The 17,953-nt window shown below is 59.1% G+C and carries 15 protein-coding genes; 6 read left to right on the plus strand and 9 right to left on the minus strand.

Annotated elements, in window-relative coordinates; all coding sequences use genetic code 11:
• Window position 1: 1 nt before the first annotated feature.
• Window positions 2–577: a hypothetical protein gene (locus tag NATGR_RS12075; protein ID WP_005579620.1), complete on the minus strand. Its 576-nt coding sequence runs from the start codon at window positions 575–577 to the stop codon at window positions 2–4.
• A 213-nt stretch (window positions 578–790) separates the two neighbouring features.
• On the opposite strand from NATGR_RS12075, the gene thrS reads away from it, so the two are divergent.
• The 3 genes from thrS to glmS all read left to right on the plus strand — a co-directional run bounded on the left by thrS (window position 791) and on the right by glmS (window position 4,230).
• The gene (gene thrS, locus NATGR_RS12080; RefSeq protein WP_005579621.1) at window positions 791–2,737 is read left to right on the plus strand and encodes a threonine--tRNA ligase; all 1,947 of its coding nucleotides are present in this window, start codon (window positions 791–793) and stop codon (window positions 2,735–2,737) included.
• Window positions 2,738–2,872: 135 nt separating this feature from the next.
• The gene (locus NATGR_RS12085) at window positions 2,873–3,583 is read left to right on the plus strand and encodes a phosphoribosyltransferase family protein (RefSeq protein WP_005579622.1); all 711 of its coding nucleotides are present in this window, start codon (window positions 2,873–2,875) and stop codon (window positions 3,581–3,583) included.
• A 197-nt stretch (window positions 3,584–3,780) separates the two neighbouring features.
• The gene (glmS, locus tag NATGR_RS12090; RefSeq protein ID WP_005579623.1) at window positions 3,781–4,230 is read left to right on the plus strand and encodes a methylaspartate mutase subunit S; all 450 of its coding nucleotides are present in this window, start codon (window positions 3,781–3,783) and stop codon (window positions 4,228–4,230) included.
• Window positions 4,231–4,443: 213 nt separating this feature from the next.
• Here glmS and NATGR_RS12095 read toward each other — a convergent pair whose 3' ends face one another.
• Window positions 4,444–4,878: a universal stress protein gene (locus NATGR_RS12095; RefSeq protein WP_005579624.1), complete on the minus strand. Its 435-nt coding sequence runs from the start codon at window positions 4,876–4,878 to the stop codon at window positions 4,444–4,446.
• 179 nt (window positions 4,879–5,057) lie between these two features.
• Window positions 5,058–5,648 carry a 50S ribosomal protein L15e gene (locus NATGR_RS12100; RefSeq protein WP_005579626.1) on the minus strand — a complete coding sequence of 197 codons (591 nt, stop codon included), beginning with the start codon at window positions 5,646–5,648 and terminating at the stop codon, window positions 5,058–5,060.
• Between the two features lie 287 nt (window positions 5,649–5,935).
• Here NATGR_RS12100 and NATGR_RS12105 point away from each other — a divergent pair, with 287 nt between their 5' ends.
• A complete protein-coding gene (locus NATGR_RS12105) occupies window positions 5,936–6,586 on the plus strand; it encodes a bifunctional 4-hydroxy-2-oxoglutarate aldolase/2-dehydro-3-deoxy-phosphogluconate aldolase (RefSeq protein ID WP_005579627.1) in 651 nt (216 codons plus the stop codon).
• A 540-nt stretch (window positions 6,587–7,126) separates the two neighbouring features.
• On the opposite strand, the gene NATGR_RS12110 is transcribed toward NATGR_RS12105, so the two are convergent.
• The 3 genes from NATGR_RS12110 to NATGR_RS12125 all read right to left on the minus strand — a co-directional run bounded on the left by NATGR_RS12110 (window position 7,127) and on the right by NATGR_RS12125 (window position 11,827).
• The gene (locus NATGR_RS12110) at window positions 7,127–8,035 is read right to left on the minus strand and encodes a serine/threonine-protein kinase RIO2 (protein ID WP_005579628.1); all 909 of its coding nucleotides are present in this window, start codon (window positions 8,033–8,035) and stop codon (window positions 7,127–7,129) included.
• A gap of 80 nt (window positions 8,036–8,115) precedes the next feature.
• Complete coding sequence (locus NATGR_RS12115; RefSeq protein WP_005579629.1) at window positions 8,116–9,345, minus strand: site-specific integrase; 1,230 nt, start codon at window positions 9,343–9,345, stop codon at window positions 8,116–8,118.
• A 2,191-nt stretch (window positions 9,346–11,536) separates the two neighbouring features.
• A complete protein-coding gene (locus tag NATGR_RS12125; RefSeq protein WP_015233630.1) occupies window positions 11,537–11,827 on the minus strand; it encodes a hypothetical protein in 291 nt (96 codons plus the stop codon).
• Between the two features lie 101 nt (window positions 11,828–11,928).
• Here NATGR_RS12125 and NATGR_RS12130 point away from each other — a divergent pair, with 101 nt between their 5' ends.
• Window positions 11,929–12,564, plus strand: coding sequence for an IS6-like element ISNagr3 family transposase (locus tag NATGR_RS12130; RefSeq protein ID WP_005579631.1), 636 nt, complete (start codon window positions 11,929–11,931; stop codon window positions 12,562–12,564).
• A gap of 90 nt (window positions 12,565–12,654) precedes the next feature.
• On the plus strand, window positions 12,655–12,849 hold the full coding sequence (locus NATGR_RS12135; RefSeq protein WP_005579632.1) for a hypothetical protein: 195 nt from the start codon (window positions 12,655–12,657) through the stop codon (window positions 12,847–12,849).
• Window positions 12,850–13,652: 803 nt separating this feature from the next.
• On the opposite strand, the gene NATGR_RS12145 is transcribed toward NATGR_RS12135, so the two are convergent.
• From NATGR_RS12145 to NATGR_RS12155, 3 genes are all read right to left on the minus strand, one after another.
• Entirely contained in the window at window positions 13,653–15,323 is a 1,671-nt protein-coding gene (locus NATGR_RS12145) for a cation:proton antiporter (RefSeq protein WP_005579633.1), read from the minus strand.
• On the minus strand, window positions 15,316–17,064 hold the full coding sequence (locus tag NATGR_RS12150) for a cation:proton antiporter (protein WP_005579634.1): 1,749 nt from the start codon (window positions 17,062–17,064) through the stop codon (window positions 15,316–15,318). Before NATGR_RS12150 ends, NATGR_RS12145 begins: the two co-directional genes overlap by 8 nt.
• Window positions 17,065–17,272: 208 nt before the next feature.
• Window positions 17,273–17,809 (minus strand): hypothetical protein, encoded by a 537-nt coding sequence (locus tag NATGR_RS12155; protein ID WP_005579635.1) that lies wholly within the window; start codon window positions 17,807–17,809, stop codon window positions 17,273–17,275.
• Between the last annotated feature and the right edge of the window lie 144 nt (window positions 17,810–17,953).

Genomic DNA, 17,953 nt, shown 5'->3' on the forward strand with positions numbered 1-17,953 from the left:
CTCAGGGCAGCCGTTCCGCTGCATCCCGTTCCCCGGCGTATTCGCTGCTGGCGATCGACTCGACCGCGTCGATCCCTCCAGCCGGTTCGACGCTCTTCTCCTCGTCGACGAGCGTCTCTCCGTCCGGATGCGAGATCGTGACGCCCACCTCGAGCGTCTCGTCGGTCTGGTTGCTCAGTTTGAGTTCGGCCGGTGGCTCGCGCTCGGGCGTTACCGGTTCGAAGGACAGAGTCTCCTGGAGGCTCAGGAGGCCGCTCTCGAGTCGGTGTTCGTAGTACCGGTTGTCCGATTCGGTCCACAGCAGCGAGTCGTCGCCGACGAGGTCCGGGTAGGCGAGGCTGCCGGCGGTGGTGTCGGTTCCGTCCTCGAGGACGGTCTCGACTTCGCTTCGTGCCCGGTCGGGCAGTTCCGAGAGGGGAACGACCGGTTCCGTACAGCGTTCGTATCGACGCCCACTCCCCACGTTTCCGAGAGAGCCGCCGACAGCAGCGAGGCCGACACTCGCGCCGGCGAGCAGGGCTCGGCGGTTCAGATCTTCGTTCGAGTCGAGTCCGGTAAGTGTCTTCTCTACGGTCAAACGGCGGTTTCAGCTTTCCGGGGGCACGTCATCACAACGCTTTTAACCTGCTCGAGACTACGCGTATCCACGATGGTAGGTGTCCGCTTTACAGGGGCTTTCGCCCGCTTCTAACTCACACCTACCGCTGGCTGTGTTCGATACGTCTCACAGCGAGCGGCACGCGGACTACCGACCGAACTTCTCACCGAAGTTCACCGACCAGCCATAGCCATGTCAGAATCAGACTCACAGGAGCAGATTGCGGTCGTACTGCCAGACGGAGCCGAACTCGAGGTCGACGCCGACGCGACGGTCGAAGACTGTGCCTACGAGATCGGCCCCGGGCTCGGACGGGACACGGTCGCCGGACGGATCGACGGCGACCTCGTCGCGAAAGAGGAACCCGTTCACGACGGTGCCGAACTCGAGATCGTCACCGACGACGGCGGCGAGGACTACCTGCGCGTGATGCGCCACTCCGCCTCGCACTGTCTCGCCCAGGCCGTCAAACGCCAGTTCGACGACGTAAAGCTCGCGATCGGGCCACCGACGGACGAGGGCTTCTACTACGACTTCGACGATTTGGACGTCGACGAGGACGACCTCACGGAGATCGAAGCCGAGATGGAGGCGATCGTCGAGGCCGACTACGAGATCGAACGCGAGGAACTCTCGATCGAGGAAGCCGAAGAGCGCCTCGAGGACGAACCCTACAAGCTCGAACTCCTGGAGGAGTTCGCCGACGAGAACGACACCGTCACCTTCTACAAGCAAGGCGAGTGGGAGGACCTCTGTGCCGGCCCCCACGTCGAGTCGACGGGCGAGGTCGGCGCGGTGGAACTGCTCGAGATCGCCGGCGCGTACTGGCGTGGCGACGAGGAGAACACGATGCAGACCCGCATCTACGGGACGGCCTTCGAGGACGAGGACGATCTCGAGGCGTTCCTCGAGCGTCGCCGGGAGGCGGAGGAACGTGACCACCGGAAGATCGGGTCGGAGATGAACCTCTTTTCCATTCAGGACGTGACGGGGCCGGGGCTCCCCCTCTATCACCCGCCGGGGAAGACGGTACTGAAAGAACTCGAGGAGTTCGTCGAGGACTTGAACCAGGAGGCGGGCTACGACTACGTCGAGACGCCCCACGTCTTCAAGACGGACCTCTGGCACCGCTCGGGCCACTATCAGAACTACGCCGACGACATGTTCATCTTCGACGTCGGTGACGACGAGTTCGGCCTGAAACCGATGAACTGTCCCGGCCACGCCGCTATCTTCCAGGATCAGTCCTGGAGCTACCGCGATCTCCCCATCCGCTATGCGGAAAACGGGAAGGTCTACCGCAAGGAGCAACGCGGCGAACTCTCCGGTCTCTCGCGAGTTTGGGCCTTTACGATCGACGACGGCCACCTGTTCATTCGGCCCGACCAGATCGAACAGGAAGTCGAAGAGATCATGGACATGATCACGGACGTCTTAGAGACGTTCGATCTCGAGTACGAGATGGCGCTTGCCACCCGCCCCGAGAAGTCGGTCGGCGGGGACGAGATCTGGGAGAAAGCAGAGTCGCAACTCGAGAGCGTCCTCGAGGACCGCGAGCACGACTACGAGATCGAGGACGGCGATGGCGCGTTCTACGGCCCAAAGATCGACTTCGCGTTCGAGGACGCCATCGGCCGTTCGTGGGACGGCCCCACCGTGCAACTGGACTTCAACATGCCCGAGCGGTTCGATCTCTCCTACGTGGGCGAGGACAACGAAGAGCACCGCCCAGTGATGATCCATCGGGCGTTGTATGGCAGTTACGAACGGTTCTTCATGATGCTCATCGAGCACTACGAGGGCCGATTCCCGCTGTGGCTGGCACCTGAACAGGTCCGCGTGTTGCCCATCTCCGACGAGAACCTCGGCTACGCCTACCAGGTCGCAAGCGAGTTCGACGACTTCCGCGTCGAGGTCGACGACCGCGACTCCACCTTGGAACGCAAGATCCGTGCTGCCCACGACGACCGCGTCCCCTACCAGATCATCGTCGGCGACAACGAGGAGGAAGACGGCAACATCTCGGTCCGGGACCGCTTCGAGGACCAGGAGTACGACGTCGAGATCGACGAATTCAGGTCCCACCTCCGGCGTGAGCGCGACGAGCAGCGGACGGAGCCGGACTTCCTGCAGGGATAGCCTCGTATCTGTTTTCGACGGTCGAATTCGGCAGTCGCCCTGACCGCTCTTTTCGCCCGTAATAACCACGTGTGTGGGTACCAACTGCGGACGAACGATCGAAATACCCATACTTGCGGAATCGTGTATATCTGTATGAACAGAGCCGAGAAGGCGACCCTCCAGTTGCGGGCCGTCGACGTCTTGCGGATGCTCAAGGAGACGCGAACCTACGAGGAACTCGAGGAGACGACCGACCTTCCAGCCGGCGATCTCAATCGGTACGTCAACGGGCACGTTCTTCCGGGAGCCGACCGCGCTCAGCGGATCGTCGAAGAGTTCGGCCGGGAGGCCTTGGCGGACGAACTCGACGAGCGACTCCGCGTCGACGACGAGGGATACGTCGACAACTCCGAGACGGTCTTCGACCAGCGGTTCCTCGATCTCGTGGCTCCTGTCGTCGCGAACGGTTTCGACTTCGGCCGGCCGGATGTCGTTCTCACGGCCGCGACCGACGGAATCACTCTCGCCGCGTCGCTTGCAAGTTACTACGGGACACGGTGTGCCTACGCGAAAAAGAGTAAAGAGACTGCCGTCGAGGAGTTCATCGAAGCCCGCGAGCGTCTCCAGTCGGGGATCGAACTCACGTACTACCTGCCAGCCGACGCCGTCGACGTCGGTGATTCGGTGTTAGTCGTCGACGATCTCATCCGGTCGGGCGAAACACAGGAACTTCTACTCGACATCGTTGACACCGCGGACGCAGAGGTCGCGGGCGTCTTCACACTCATCGCAGCTGGCGATGACGGTATCGAGCGTGCCCGTGAGCACACCGACGCGCCGATCGGATCGCTGACGACGGTCTGATACGGACTGCTACCGATGTCCCGGCGCGACCGCAGGAGGCCTGCGGTTGCGCCGGAACTGACCGACAGCAAGCCGTATGAGACTGCCGTGATGCTTGCAGGCTGGTCCTAGCCACGATCGGCCGCAACCGACTGCCGATAGTAACATGATCAATCATTATGTTTATGGGGGTGGCCCCCGTTTGTAGCTGTACACACATGGTCCGGACAGTCGTCCTCGGCGTGATCGGTTCCGACGCACACGTCGTCGGAATCACCATCCTCGAACAGGCGCTTTCGGCGAACGGCTTCGATGTCGTCAATCTGGGCGTCCAAAACTCTCAGACGGAGTTCGTCGACGCGGCAGACGAGCACGACGCCGACGCCGTGCTCGTCTCCTCGCTGTACGGGCACGCCAAACAGGACTGTCAGGGGTTCCATCACGAGGTCGCGGCTGCCGGACTCGAGGACGTCACGACCTACATCGGCGGCAACCTCGCGGTCGGTCAGGACGATTTCGAGGAGACGCGTCAGCACTTCCGGGAACTCGGATTCGATCGTGTCTTCGACTCCGAAACCGATCCCGAAGAAGCGATCGAGGCGCTCCGTACCGACCTGGATGTGCGCTCGTCGGAGGCCGAACGGGAGAGTCAGACTCTCACGGCCTGACGACTCTAGTACCGTCCCAACCGTCGACTGACGGGTCGAATCGGGCCACACCGCCAGATTCGATTCATCAGTTCAGGCTTGGCCCGCCACTAGGTCTCATCCGTCGGTGGCAAGCGGTTCGGTTCCCGCCCTACTGCGTTACTCGTTCGCTCCGTTCACTGCGTTCTCCGTGACGACGAGGACTTCGCCTGCACGAGGTAAACACGCCGACGATCAGCGAACGATCGTCACTGGAACCGGAGAGCGCCGAGCGACCGTCTCAGCGACGCTTCCAAGCAGAATCCGGCTCGCACCGGTCCGACCGTGGCTTCCGATCACGATATGGTCGACGCTGTGTTCGTCCGCGTAGTCAACGACCGACTGTGAGACGCCGCCGACTACCTGTTCGGTTTCGATCTCGCGGCCGTACTCGTCGACTTCTCGGCGGGCCTGCTCGAGGATATTTTCCGCCTGGGTCTCGTGGTGTTTTCGGATCTCGTCGTAGTTGGCCATCGCCCCGCCCTCGATTCCCGTCGCCGCATAGAAGTCGCCGGGATCGAGGACGTGGATCGCGGTAATGTCTGCGTCGGGGTATTCCTTGCAGGCGAACTCGAGGGCCTGGGTCGCTCGGTTCGACTTGTCGACGGGAACGAGAACGTGATCTGACATGCGTAGTCGTACAGCACGTCACGGCTTAAGCTTCCGGGTGCTGATATTGGTCGGCGAGAACGTCGAAGCCGTGAGAATCGAGGCGGCCGTCGGCTCTGAGTTCTTCCGCGACTGAACTCGCGGGGTTCGTCTTTGACGGTGAGTACGTCGGCACTGACGTCTGTGCCGGCGAAGCCGTGTTACTTCGCACGGCCCTGACCGCCCGTGTTGGACGGTCGGACCTTTTCGGCTCCTTTGCCGCGGTTGTTGAGGCCGCGGTTGTCCTTGCCGGCGTTCGTGAGGCCACGGAACGCACGGTTCTGGTGGGAGTCGTCACAGATCCAGTTCAGGTCGTCGTCGTTTTCGATTGCGGGGTGGTTCGGGTCCACGAGAATCACTTCGAACCACTTCTGGGAGCCGTCTTCACCGACCCAGTAGCTGTTGAGTACCCGCAGGTTGGGGTACTTCCGGGAGACGCGCTCCTCACCGATGCGCTGGATGTTCTTACGGCGACCGATCCGGTTGACGCCCTGTCGCTTCGACCGCCGACCGGCGGTGAAACGCTGCTTTCGGGCGGTACCCTTGCGGACCGAGACGCGAGCGACGACGATACCCTGCTTGGCCTTGTAGCCGAGCTCGCGGGCCTTGTCGAGTCGCGTCGGCCGCTCGACGCGTTCGATCGCGCCCTGGTCGCGCCACTCCTGTTTTCGCTGCCACTGCAGTTCCCCGAGCTTACCTTCGTCGGGGTCTTTCCACGCTTCCTTGATGTGAGAGTAGAAGCTTTTTGCCATGTGTATCACCTGCGGGCGTTTCCTGGTTCAATCTCAACGAGGCGTCGGCCCCGCGGATCACATCCCGACCTGTGGCAAAGCCGTACAGGTGCCCGCTGTCGCCCGCGATACAGCGAGTCTATCGGTCTTTACTCAACTCTCGAGTATAAGCGCTTCGAACCGTCGCCGACACGGCGTTGGCATCGCGCAGCGCCGGGAAAGGTCCGTTCGTACCGGTTCGCCCACAGCGACGATCGTCCGGCTCCCGATACCACTGCGCTAAAGTCACTACTGGTGGAGGTGTCGCTATGGTTTCGCCAGTCGACGTTCGACAGCAACTCGAGGACAGTGGTATCGTCGCCGTCCTCCGCGGTATCGACGACGATCGAATCGTTCCGGTGGCTCGCGCTGTCCACGAAGCCGGCGTCGGAGCAATCGAAGTTACCGCCAGCGAGCCACGCGTCGGCGAGAAAATCGCTGCCGTCGACGAGGCACTCGCCAACACCGACGCCGTTGTCGGTGCGGGGACAGTACTCGACGCCCCGACCGCTCGCACGGTCATCGACGCCGGTGCGGAGTTCGTCCTCGCGCCCGACGTCGACCCCGACGTCGTCCGGACGTGCAATCGCCACGGCGTCCTCTCCGGGCCCGGAGTGATGACGCCGACCGAGGCTGTTACCGCGCTCGAGGCTGGTGCCGACGTTCTCAAGCTCTTCCCTGCGACGACTGTCGGGCCGGGTCACGTCGGTGCGATCCAGGGCCCCTTCGGGGACGTTCCCGTCATCCCCACTGGTGGTATCGGGCCGGACAACGTCGCGGCGTTCTTCGAGGCCGGCGCGTTCGCCGTCGGGATCGGCAGCTCGCTCGTCGATTACGACGCGATCGAGGCCGACGACATGGAACAGGTCCGACGGACCGCCGAGACTGTCGTCGAGGCGGTTGCTGACGCTCGCCCGTAGACGATAGCTCGACGCCAGTGTGTCGATCGCGCTCGAGTTTCTCCTCGGCCGAACTCACCTTGCCGGGGAGAGCCGTCTTCGACACGACGAGCGTTTCGTTACTGTTGGTCTCGTCCGAGAGATGGCGCTTTGCATTTACTGGCCTGTGTTTCGCGGCTGACGACGGGTAAACGCTGTAAGCGACGCCTGATCCTGCCCGGTTCTCCCGCCGATGCGGACTTCTATATAGCAGTATGTGGTTTACTAGATGGTCGCGTGACGCTGCAACGGTGCGGCTGCGTCGTGTCACGAACGCAGCGATCGACTGGTGATTGGATCAGTGTCGCTGATCGGGTCCAGTCTTCTTTCGGCACCGGACTAATGTAGCGGCTTCCCGGTGCACCGCTTTGGAGCGGTGACACCGAAATAACTCAGACGGTTTGCTGTCAGTCAGTTTCGGCGTGACCGCGATCCCTTCTGCGGTCCCGCCGGTCCATCGGGACACCACTCCGTACCAGTAACCCGTATAGGAGTTCGACCTGCCGAACTCGCCGTGAGGACTTAGACGTGCGTTTCGACGGTTTCGAACGCACCGCCTTCGATCGCCGCTGCAACGCTCTCTTCGTCGATCTCGTCGGGAACGATCTGGGGGTACTTCCGCCGGAAGTAGCCGATCAGGTTCCGGAGATCGCGCCGGAGGAACTCGCTTGCGTTCTCGTGATCGGTAGGCACTGCCTGGGGCCAGTCGAAGATCGTCACTCCGTCCTCGCCGACGAAGACGTTGTATTCGCTCATGTCGGCGTGCACGTAGCCGATCTCGTAAGCCGTCGCGAGTTCCGAGAGCAGCAGATCGAGCACCCCGATTACCTGTTCGTCTTCGAGTTTCGCCCGCGAGAGTTCGACGCCGTCCATCTTCTCCATGACGATGGCGTGGCGATTCTGGTCGATCGGCCGCGGAACCGAGACATCGGGGTACAGCGCTTCGAGGATGTCGTACTCCCGTTCGGCCGCTTTTCGAGCGGTGTACATCCAGGAGACGTGCTCTCTGTCTGCAGTGTAGTCTCGCTCCTTGTGGACCTCCCGGAAATTCGTATATCCCTCGCGGTGATACTTCAGCGCCAGCGGCTTGTACGAGCGCACCTCGTAGACGTCGCTCTCCTTGCCGACGCCCAGTGGCGAACCGAACTCACCGATCGTCTCCCGCTGGACCAGCGTCCGCAACGCCAGAGCGTCGTATCCCTCGAACTGGAGCGTGTACCCCTCGTACTGGATCGTCTTCTTCTCGACGAGGCCGCGCTTGAGACAGCGCTCGAGACGGTAATCGATCTCCTCTTCGGTGAGGTCGGCGAACTTCGGGAGCTTCTCGCGTTGTACCCACTCCGAGAAGCGCATCCCCTGTTCGACTCCTGAAAGGAGATAGAAATCGGCCTCCTCGAGTTCCGGCAGCAACTCGGCGACGTTCCGCACCATAAGACGAGATAACTGGTGAGTACGTAAAAACGTCGTGACCCGCACGGCCCCGGCGACTGCGCCGCTGCCTTCGAAGCCACTCACTCCTCGAAGACGTCTTCGAGTCGTTCGCGCATGAACTGTCTCCGATACTGCCGCCGTTCCGTCTCCGAGAGGTAGTTCTTCAGGACCACCGAGGAGTCGGAACTGCCCTGCTCGGCCGCGATTACGTCCAGATTCTCCCGCAGGTCCTTCATCGCCTGGTTGTACGTGGTATACCAGAACCGCCGTCCCATCTTCGAGGTTGGTAGTTCTCCCTGCACGCGGACGCCAGCGTCTTCGGCGAGTCGCTGGAACCGAGCCTGGACCGTCTCGCCTGTAATGTGGCCGCTCGCGGACCGACTCGAGGGGAACAGATAGCCTGCCCAGTCGAGGTCACCCTCGAGTCGGTCGACTCGGGCGGTCAGGTTCGGCGTGCCGTAAATCAGTGCGACCGTCCCTGGCCCGTTCTTTCGTTCGTCACCAAAGGCGATGTGAGGGTCCTCACCTTCGAGGACCAGTTGTGAGGTATGCAGTGCTGCGACCTCGTTGCGTCGCAGACCCCACGCACAGAGTGCGAGGACGACGAGTTGTTCGGCCTCCGTCTCGGAAGCGTCGTACAGCCGACTTACCTGTCGGCCCGTGAGAGCGGCGTTGTCGGGTTCTTCGCGAGACCAGTTGTACTCCTCGTCGATGTGCTCGACGGGGTTGAACGCGGCCTTGGCCCGTCGCCCGAGGTGCTCGTAGAACTGGCTGACGTCGCTGAGATACCGTAGCTTCGAAGCGTCGGTCCCCAGTTTGTAGTTGAGTTCGTCGAACACGACTAGCGCACGCCGAATCTCGTCGCTCTCGCTCGTCGCGTCGTCGACGCGATCCACGAGATCGGCTTGCCCGTGTACCTCCCGGTAGATTCGGACGTAGGTCGCCAGGCGGGACTGTTTTGTCTGGACTGTCGACGTCGCGAGTTGCCGCCGTCGCTCGAGCGTCTCGAGATACGACTCGAGTTCGTCGATGGTCGTTTCGTCTTCGATACCCCACTGGTACGACGTCGAGGAACCGGGCTCCTCGTAGCCGACCGTCGCCAGGAACTCCGTCAGCGTCGTGTCGTGGTGTTCCCGCAAAGCGTAGGCGATCCCGGAGTAGCCCGCGTCGGCGACTTGCTGGTAGGCTGGGCGCTCTTCGCGGCCGATCCCGGACCGCTCGAGAGCGGGTTCGATTTCGTCGCTCCAAAACGACTGGAGTTCCTCGAGAGACATCTGCGACCAGCGGATCGTCGTCCCGTCGTTGCTCATCGGTCGCCCTCACTGGCGTTGGGTTCGCGGGTTTCGTCCGTCGGTGTTCTCCCTCTCGCAGTGCCGGTCCGTTTCCGGGAAAATCCGGGTTGTCTGTCCCAGAGTGGACTCTCGTTTTCACCGGCTCGACCCCAGGGGTTGTGTCCGGAAGAGACACCTCGAGACGATGGTCGTTCGACCCGGACTGACTCGGTGTTCGACATCTCGTACCGTCACGTACTCATGACAGTCACGTAAAGATATTGCTTAATCGGTTGTCGTGTAGTGGACAAACGATTCAAGCAATAATCGGGCCTGAGCCAAAACCTCTCTCTTAGGCGCTTTGCATCCGGTTTATAGCATACTCGGTGGTGGACCGGAGGTGGGGTGGTTCGGAAGACCGGTTCGTCGGGGACTCATCGCTGCACGGCTGTCGCCGATCACAGCCGTCCCACTCAGGAGAGAGCCACTAAGACGAGAGTGAACCAGCGATCGTGACCGGGGGCCACGATAGGTGCCGTATCGGCTCTCCCTCTCCCACAGCAGGTGGGCCTGTCAGTCGCCAACCGTCGGGATCGTTCCCTCGAGCGAACTGCGTCCCCGGTGATCGGGGCCTGACTACACCCCAGTACCCGAACGACGCCGGTGACGAAACGACGCGGAAGAGCGACGAACGGACACCGGAAGACACGTGGTGAAGACGTGATCCCCGACTGCAGCGCCTCGAGACCGTTGTCGCGTGACAGGGTCGTAGAACTCACGAAGACGCCAGGGGAGCTCACGACCCGCTGGTGGGCTGCGGACGGTTACGTGCCGGCTACGGCCACAGCCAGCCCCCTCGAGTTCGTCTCTCGGTCGCCGACGAACGAAGTGCCGTCGTTTCCGCCCGGTGACCGCAGACGGAGCGGGCACGAGGCCCGATCCGTTTCGATTCGAGTACCGATCGACAGAGAGACAGCGGGTGTGTCTCGGGGTCGTGCGAAACTCGAAGCGTTTCGTGACGAGGAGACTCAGACGGCGTCTCGAACCACGCGGCCCCGAGGCCGAATCGTGTCTCTATGACTGATTCTGCCGTAAGATCCTCTTGCTTTGGAGCCCACATCGAAGCGATTCACGCCGCTGACGACTGGCGAAAGCGGCGGCGGATCTCGTTTCGGGACCGCCCGCAACTCATACGCTTGGCTTTAGTCGACTCGAGAGCACACCCAGCGAGCGAGTCGCGACAGTGAGTGATCGCTTCCCGCCGTGAACAGAGCGGGACCGAAGATCACTCGGGCAGTCCGGTGTAGCTCGACGACAGCGAGGGTGCCAACGATACCGCACCGTCGAGTTGGGATCGTTGCTGCTAGACGGTGGTTGTGTCGACGTTGTCGGATTCACGGCCGTCGAGCAAGCTGACGGTTTGTGATACCCAGCAGAACGCGGGGCGTCCTGTGGATATCGTAAACAGCGTGGCGTCGGAGACGCCACGAATAGACAACGCACCGTCGACGACGGGATGCTCTCTTGCAAAAAGAGAGATTAGCGACAGCCAAGAGAACCGAATACAGAGACGGAGCCACAATTCCGGATTCTTGCAACCGTGACGTGTTCGTCTACGGAGAGCAGCGAAACCCTTTCCTCACGTCTTTCTGTGCTGATCGCTGCTCTGTTGGATGCCTGCGAACAGGAGTCCGTCACGATGAGCGGCGGTCGAATAAACTTTATATTGCTATATCAATTTCGGAGGGTGTGCTCCACAGATTCTGCGTTTGGATTTCTACAAACCGCCAACTGGGAAACATATTTTGCAGACTCCGAACTAATTCAGTGCTTCGTAAGCGTTAGTCGACACGCCTCTCTCAAGAGTAAACTAAGAGAATGTTGGGTTATCAGCCCGTTTTGTAGTAGGATAGATCCTAAATCGATCAGTTCCCACTACAATTCCACCCACGGAGGATGGGATTGATGCGCACCTTACTTGCGGCGTTGTGAGGAGTGAACCCGCTGATCAGTAGGGGCAAGCAATTGTCAAAAAAAGGTGATCAAGCACTCCGATAGCTGTTAAACTCTACCCTCTGCATACAGAGGACGTATTCCGCAATCTGAGTTTGATCTATCTTCAAGAAGCTGGCGTTTCTATAGGCACCCTGCGGCCAGGGGATGTTCTACCAGCACTGAACCCCGGGTGAGTCATCACCATTTCACTTATGTCACAACAATCTGCTTCTATTCAAAGTCCTTTCATTATCACCCTCCAAACTATCCAAAACCCCACAAAAGCAATGAAGAATCCGCCAACAAGGCTTGAAACAGTTTCATTGTTAACTGCTAAACTTCCCACCCAAATAATACCGCTGACAACCGTGATGATTGTAAGTAATGGCGGGAGAGATAACCCCTCAATTCCTTTGCGAATTAGTCTTTGAATAGTTTCATTCTTCTTCTCCCCTTGTTCTCTTGCGTTTTTAATCTCCTCATACAGTTCGTCTGACACCTCAACGACGATTTCCTTTTTTCCCATAATGAACCACACCCGTTTAGCTCTCAAAAACCTATTGTAACCTTTGCTGGTCGTGTTTAGTTAAGGCTGAAGGATGAGGCGAGGAGATTTTCAGCTGGGCTATGGCGAAAATCGCTCGCCTCAGTGGTCGTAGCGACTGGATCGAATTAGACTTTGTGGAGCGAGAGCGGACACCGCGCCAGCTGATGAAGCTCGGTATTCGGCTACATCTTGCGGGGTTATCGCTTTCGAATACAGTTCGGGAATTAGAGAAGTTCGGTGTCAAACGGTCGCGGAAAGCTGTTCACGACTGGGTACAGAAAGCAGATCTACAGCTGGCCAGCAACGCGAGTCCGGATCACGTTGCGCTCGACGAGACGGTGATCCGAATCAACGGCCAACAGTTCTGGCTGTATGCTGCGGTTGATCCCGACACAAACGATTTCCTGCACGTGCGGCTGTTTACAACGACTACGACGGCATTGACACAGCGGTTCCTGCAAGAACTTCGTGAGAAACACGACGTCGATGACGCCGTGTTTCTCGTCGATCATGCCCATCATCTAGCGACAGCACTCCAGCGAATCGGGCTCCGATTTCGACCCGAGCGACACGGAAATCGGAACGCTATCGAACGTGTTTTTCGGGAGATAAAACGACGCACCTCCTCGTTCAGTAATAGCTTCAGCCACGTCGATCCATCAACCGCCGAAACGTGGTTGCAAGCCTTCGCTGTCTGGTGGAATTTGCGTAACTAAACACGATGCCTTTGCTTGGGAAAACCGGGAAATAGACAGGAGACAGAATAGATCGGTGGGGTTTACAGTCTCGGATGACTATCCGAAAATATGTCCGAATCGACTACTATAACGGGGATCGCGAAGAATCTCCTTATTTATGCCGTGGGCGTTGGCTTCGCCGTCACCGGTGCGCTAGGAATCGCGGAGGCATTTGACCTGCCCCTCCCACTCGCTGGCGTACTTTTTGTTGCAGGGTTAGCAGTCGTACTGTACGTTCATGAGTATCTCGGCGGGCCGCTTTAGGACCGTTGCGGAATCACGAACATAGTGTTATGCAGATTCATTGCCATATAATAGAGTGAGTCTGGTCGTCGTTCCAGTAGTTGGATAGCAGTCCCCCTTTCGAAAAACAGCAGTCTATGACGCTCTACCGTGGTATCTTTATGTCTGAAAGCAAAGATAACTACATCCAATATTTACATCTGTCATTCGGGATAGAATATATAGTGGCGGAATTGACGTAATGAAGTCTCGTTTAAGAGTTGGTTAGTCAATGAATGTCCACTTTGATGAATTGATACTTTCAAGCCTCCCCATACGCAGTCTTGCGATTAGAAACTTGATATCCAACTACAATTGGTGCTTGCTCGGGAAAAAGACACTTTGGCGAATAATCACAGCGATGAACGCGAGAGCAGTTGTGATCAACAGTTCGACTGGAGACATTGACCGGCTTCTCGTCCCGCTGACCGGTATGGTCGATACAGACCGGATTTTCGAGTACGTTAGCAAGGTGATTGGACCCGTGACATCGGCGTTACGCTGTTCGCTTCCGGGGACGTGACGAAGGAGCCGATGGTTCACTCGAGGACGCTGCCGACGTTTTTCGTGATGGAGGAATAGACACTCACGTCAGACAGCCGTTCGGCGCGCTCGTTGACGCCGCATCAGACCATAACGTGATCGTCATTGGTGAGAGAGTACCCTCGCTGCGGTCGGTGCTGTTCGGTGACGAGGCCGAACGAGTCGCGACAGGATTTGTCTTCGTCGTTCGAACGGTCGAGTGAAGGTGAGGTCGATCACCGGGTAAAGCAGGATTGGGAACGTTAGTCCCCCATTCGGCTCCCGAATCCCATCCGCTCGAGGGTGACGAGCCTGTCGAGATGTTCCTCTCGAAGCTCTTCTTTGGCGTCGTCCTCAAGAACCCGATCAACGTTCTCGAGGAGCTGATCCGAGGCGAGGATGTTCGGGACGCTGACATAGATCGCGCCGCGCTCGAGCCACTCGCTGGCTTTCCAGGAGGACTGTGATCGCAAGATGACGTCGGCGTCGCTCTCGAACTCGAGGATATACTCGGAAGCGGGCTGGTGATCGACCGTCGAGACGATCAGCTGTGCGTTCTTGAGGTCGGCTTTCTCCCAGGGGTAGTCGGACATTGCGTCGCCGAAGACGTAGTTTCGACACTCAGCGCGCATGTCGTCCCAGAGGACGGGATCGTTCTCAATGACCACGTAGTCACGTTCGTTCTCTTCACACACCTCGACGACGTGGCGGCCCTGACGACCGTAGCCGACGACGATCACGTGATCGGTGAGGTCGTCTTTGACCTGGCTTCGCTCGTCAATCTTTCGGGTCTGTTGGCCCGAGACGAAATCCTCGAACAGGAGTCGGTAGATCTCGTCCTCGTAGCGGCGAGTAAACGTCGTCATGAGCATTGTCACCGCCGCCGCGAGGATGATCGCGTCGAACATGACCGGTGAAATCGTCCCGAGCAACAGCGCCTGGATGGCGATGACGAGCGAGAGTTCACTCACCTGGTTCAGGTTCGTGGTCGTAAGAAAGGCCGTCCTGGCGTCGTACCCCTCGTAGGTAAAGGCGACCATCGTCACGAAGGGGTTGACGATCAGGACGAGGGCGACGAGCATGAGCGTGACGACGAACACCTCGAAACTGGGGATCGAGACGAGTGCGCCGACGGTGACGAAGAAGATCGCGACGAAGAAGTCCCGGATCGAGTTAAGCCCGTTGATGACGCCGAGGGCTTCCGAGCCGTCCCGGCGGATCCCGATACCGGCGGCGAACGCCCCGACGACGATCGAGACGCCCGCAAGTTCGGCCGCTGCGAGGAAGACGATGAGGATCGAGATACTTCCCATGAGGATCAGTTCCTCAAAGCCCTCCGTCAGCCGGACGAGAAGCGGGAAGCCGTGTCTGTAGACGAGCAAGCCGGCGACCAGGAAGAGAACGCCGTAGCCGATCTTCGACGTAATTACCTCGGCGGTGAACACCTCCGCCGAGAGGATGAGGATGAGTCCGATGGCGACCAGGTCATCGAAGAAGTGGATCGACGACGCCAGCCGCCCGTAGACGAGGTTAGACCTGATCTCTCCCTTGAGCAGCCGGGAGCCGACGATGGTCGAACTCAAGGTCGCGGCAGCGGCGAAGTACACCGCGTTCAGGGTATCGAAGCCAAAGAGGGTCGCGACGACGAACGCGACCGGCGCGACGACGATGAGCTGGGCGACAGCGACGGCTTCGCTGTCACGGAGCACCGACTGAAGCTCACCAAAGTCGACCTGCGTCCCGAAGACGAACACGAGGAAGGCGATTCCCCACTGGGCGAGTTCGAGCAACTGCCCCTCCTCGATCACCGTCCCCGAGAGCAACCCGGCGAGGATGAAAAACGGTACCGGGGACAGCGAAAAGTGATTTGCGACTATGAGCAGTACGCCCGCCGTGATGAAGATGATCGCCAGTGCGGTAATTACGTCAGTCATCGTCGTCACCTCCGACCTCAGCGCGGGTGGTATCAGTCACGTCGGCGGAGTCGATCAGTCGCCCGCGGCGCTGGATTCGTTCGACGTCCGGGCGGATCGCCTCTGTGAACGCACGACGGTCCTCGAAGTACGTTCGCAGGTAGTCGTTCATTTTCTCCGCGCTCAGGTACGTGCTCATGACGACGCAGTTCGCACCGCGATCGTAGAGGTCGCGAGCGTCGTCGATCCGTTCTGCTTCGACGAACACCGTCGCGTCGTCGTCGACCTCCTCGAGTAACACCTTGTTGACGTCGACTTCGACACTCGAGCTGAGGACGAAGTTCGCGTCCTTGAGGTTCGCGGCCTTGCGCACCTCGCGGTGGCGGAAGTCACCGAAGATGTAGTCGTACTCGTCTTCGGCCTCGAGTTCTTCGATGTGATCTGTCTTCCGGTCGATGACGACGACGTTGCCGTACTTCTCCTTAAGTAAGGAGAGTGCGCTCTCGGTGATCTCGTCGTAGCCGATCGCAATGGCATGATCCTCGTAGGTCTTGAGGTCGGTGTCTGTCTTCTCGTCGCTGTCGAAGCGCTCGAACCACGGCCGGACGCGCTCGTAGATCTCGTGGTTGTACATGACGATGTATGTCGAGACGCTCATTGTGAGCAACGCCATGAGGCTGAGGTAGCCGAGGATGTCCGAGCCGATGTATCCCTGCGTGAACGCGAGCGCGCCGACGACCAGTGAGAACTCACTGACCTGGACCATGTTGATCGAGCCGAGGAACGAGGTCTCGACGCTGAAGCCCTCTCGGTCGATGAGATAGAACATGATCCAGAAGTTCCCGACCATCAGGACGACCGAGGCGACGATCGCCTGCCACCAGTAGGCAAGCAGCGCGTTCACGCCGTCGATCTGGAGACCGATGCTCGCGAAGAACACGAGGATGAAGAAGTCCGTGATCGGCGTGATGCGGTCCTCGAGTTCCTTGCTGTAGGGCAGCTGTGCGAGGCTGATCCCGGCGAGGAATGCGCCGACCTCGACGGAGAGTTCGAACTCCTCGGCGATAAAAATAAAGAGGAACGCCCAAGCGATCGCCACGAGCAAGAAGACGTCCTTGTTGTCGGCGATGCGGCGGAACAGTCGCGGGAGGAAGTATCGGGAGGAAGCGATCGAGAAGATGCCGATGAACGCCATCATGACGAAGATGACGCCAAGGGTCGTGGCAATCTCGGTACCAGTCTCGAGAGAGTCAGCCGCGAACAGCGCAAGAACGACGACAAGATAGATGTCCTGAACGATAAGCACACCGACGTCGATCTTCCCTGGCAGGGAGGTGATCTCGTCTTTGTCGGTGAGGATCTTGACAATGATCGGCGTCGCACCGAAGACGGTCGCCAGCGCGATAACAAGGATTTCGGTCGTGTCGAATCCGAGTACCCAAGCTACGAGAAACGCGAGTGCAGTCTGGAGGACGGTCTGCCCGATGGCGACGTTCGTGATCGGGCGGAGGATCTCCCGAATGTCGTCGAAACGCATCTTCATACCAAGCAAGAAGAGTAGAAACCCAAGCCCGAGCTCGGCCATGCTTTCTACGAGGGGGTCTTCGGGGCCGACAATCCCGAACACTACAGGACCCAGGATGACACCCGTTAGGATGTAGGCGATGATCGTCGGCTGGCCGAACTGCCTGGCTAGGATGCCGATGACAGTCGCGACGACAACGATAATTGCGAAGTCTGCCGCAAGTGCGATTTGACTCATCGAAGGATCCGACTCTTTGGTGCGGATTTGGGAATCCGGCGTTTATATGTTGTCTTTCCCGGTGACATCTGCGGAGAATATACTGACCGATCAATAATCCTCACAGATACCGCCACAGTATGTGTCACATTCCCGCCCTCCAACCTTCACATTATTCAGAATATATATGTTTTGTGGAAAGATGTAGTTAGCGTTCAGGAGTTTGTCTTCACTCACTATTCCCTTCGGATTGGTCGTCTGTGATGGACTCGAGGGATTCTTCCATCCGTTCGAAATGAGCTTCACGGAGCGCTTCCTCGGACGGCTCTTTCTGCACGACAGATGTACCCTCGGGCAGATCTACGTCCTCATCCACCAATGGATCTACGTCGACTACCATTTTGCGAATCTCCATATCCCGATTGATTTTCCCGACCAGCTGCTCGAACGCCGTCTCACGTTCCTGTCGAACCCGCCGGAGCTCTCGGACCTTCCGCTCGAACTCCGTCTGTACTGCCCAATCATGCACCCGACGCCCGAGGATCGTGAGCGCATACCGCTTCTCTGTTCCATGCTCGGTTGGCCTGTGGCTCACCGTGAGCACCTCACGCTCAACACCTTCCGAGAGCCGCGAGGACATCGTCGAGCCACTGACCGCGACCGCGTCGGCGAGTGTGTTAAACGTTGCTGTCCCCGTCCCGATCTCCGTGATAAGTTCTGCCGCGCCCTTCTTCCGAAGAAACGCCTCGAGTTCGTCCAATCCCATCGTACCTACCTGTTCTCAGTCCACTACTATAAGTCCAACCGATATTCGATTTATACTGATTCTTGATTCACATCGAATTGTAGCCACAATCAATTCTCCAAGTATAGCACGCATATCTCTTCATATGTCCCCCACCACAAGCTA

Origin of the sequence: Natronobacterium gregoryi SP2 (genome assembly GCF_000230715.2) — an archaeon.
Classification (GTDB): Archaea; Halobacteriota; Halobacteria; order Halobacteriales; family Natrialbaceae; genus Natronobacterium; species Natronobacterium gregoryi.

Excerpts from the sequence above, each read along its gene's own strand:
- thrS (WP_005579621.1), top strand. The coding sequence starts at position 791 with ATGTCAGAATCAGACTCACAGGAGCAGATTGCGGTCGTACTGCCAGAC.
- NATGR_RS12085 (WP_005579622.1), top strand. The coding sequence starts at position 2,873 with ATGAACAGAGCCGAGAAGGCGACCCTCCAGTTGCGGGCCGTCGACGTC.
- glmS (WP_005579623.1), top strand. The coding sequence starts at position 3,781 with ATGGTCCGGACAGTCGTCCTCGGCGTGATCGGTTCCGACGCACACGTC.
- NATGR_RS12095 (WP_005579624.1), bottom strand. The coding sequence starts at position 4,878 with ATGTCAGATCACGTTCTCGTTCCCGTCGACAAGTCGAACCGAGCGACC.
- NATGR_RS12100 (WP_005579626.1), bottom strand. The coding sequence starts at position 5,648 with ATGGCAAAAAGCTTCTACTCTCACATCAAGGAAGCGTGGAAAGACCCC.
- NATGR_RS12105 (WP_005579627.1), top strand. The coding sequence starts at position 5,936 with ATGGTTTCGCCAGTCGACGTTCGACAGCAACTCGAGGACAGTGGTATC.
- NATGR_RS12110 (WP_005579628.1), bottom strand. The coding sequence starts at position 8,035 with ATGGTGCGGAACGTCGCCGAGTTGCTGCCGGAACTCGAGGAGGCCGAT.
- NATGR_RS12115 (WP_005579629.1), bottom strand. The coding sequence starts at position 9,345 with ATGAGCAACGACGGGACGACGATCCGCTGGTCGCAGATGTCTCTCGAG.
- NATGR_RS12125 (WP_015233630.1), bottom strand. The coding sequence starts at position 11,827 with ATGGGAAAAAAGGAAATCGTCGTTGAGGTGTCAGACGAACTGTATGAG.
- NATGR_RS12130 (WP_005579631.1), top strand. The coding sequence starts at position 11,929 with ATGGCGAAAATCGCTCGCCTCAGTGGTCGTAGCGACTGGATCGAATTA.
- NATGR_RS12135 (WP_005579632.1), top strand. The coding sequence starts at position 12,655 with ATGTCCGAATCGACTACTATAACGGGGATCGCGAAGAATCTCCTTATT.
- NATGR_RS12145 (WP_005579633.1), bottom strand. The coding sequence starts at position 15,323 with ATGACTGACGTAATTACCGCACTGGCGATCATCTTCATCACGGCGGGC.
- NATGR_RS12150 (WP_005579634.1), bottom strand. The coding sequence starts at position 17,064 with ATGAGTCAAATCGCACTTGCGGCAGACTTCGCAATTATCGTTGTCGTC.
- NATGR_RS12155 (WP_005579635.1), bottom strand. The coding sequence starts at position 17,809 with ATGGGATTGGACGAACTCGAGGCGTTTCTTCGGAAGAAGGGCGCGGCA.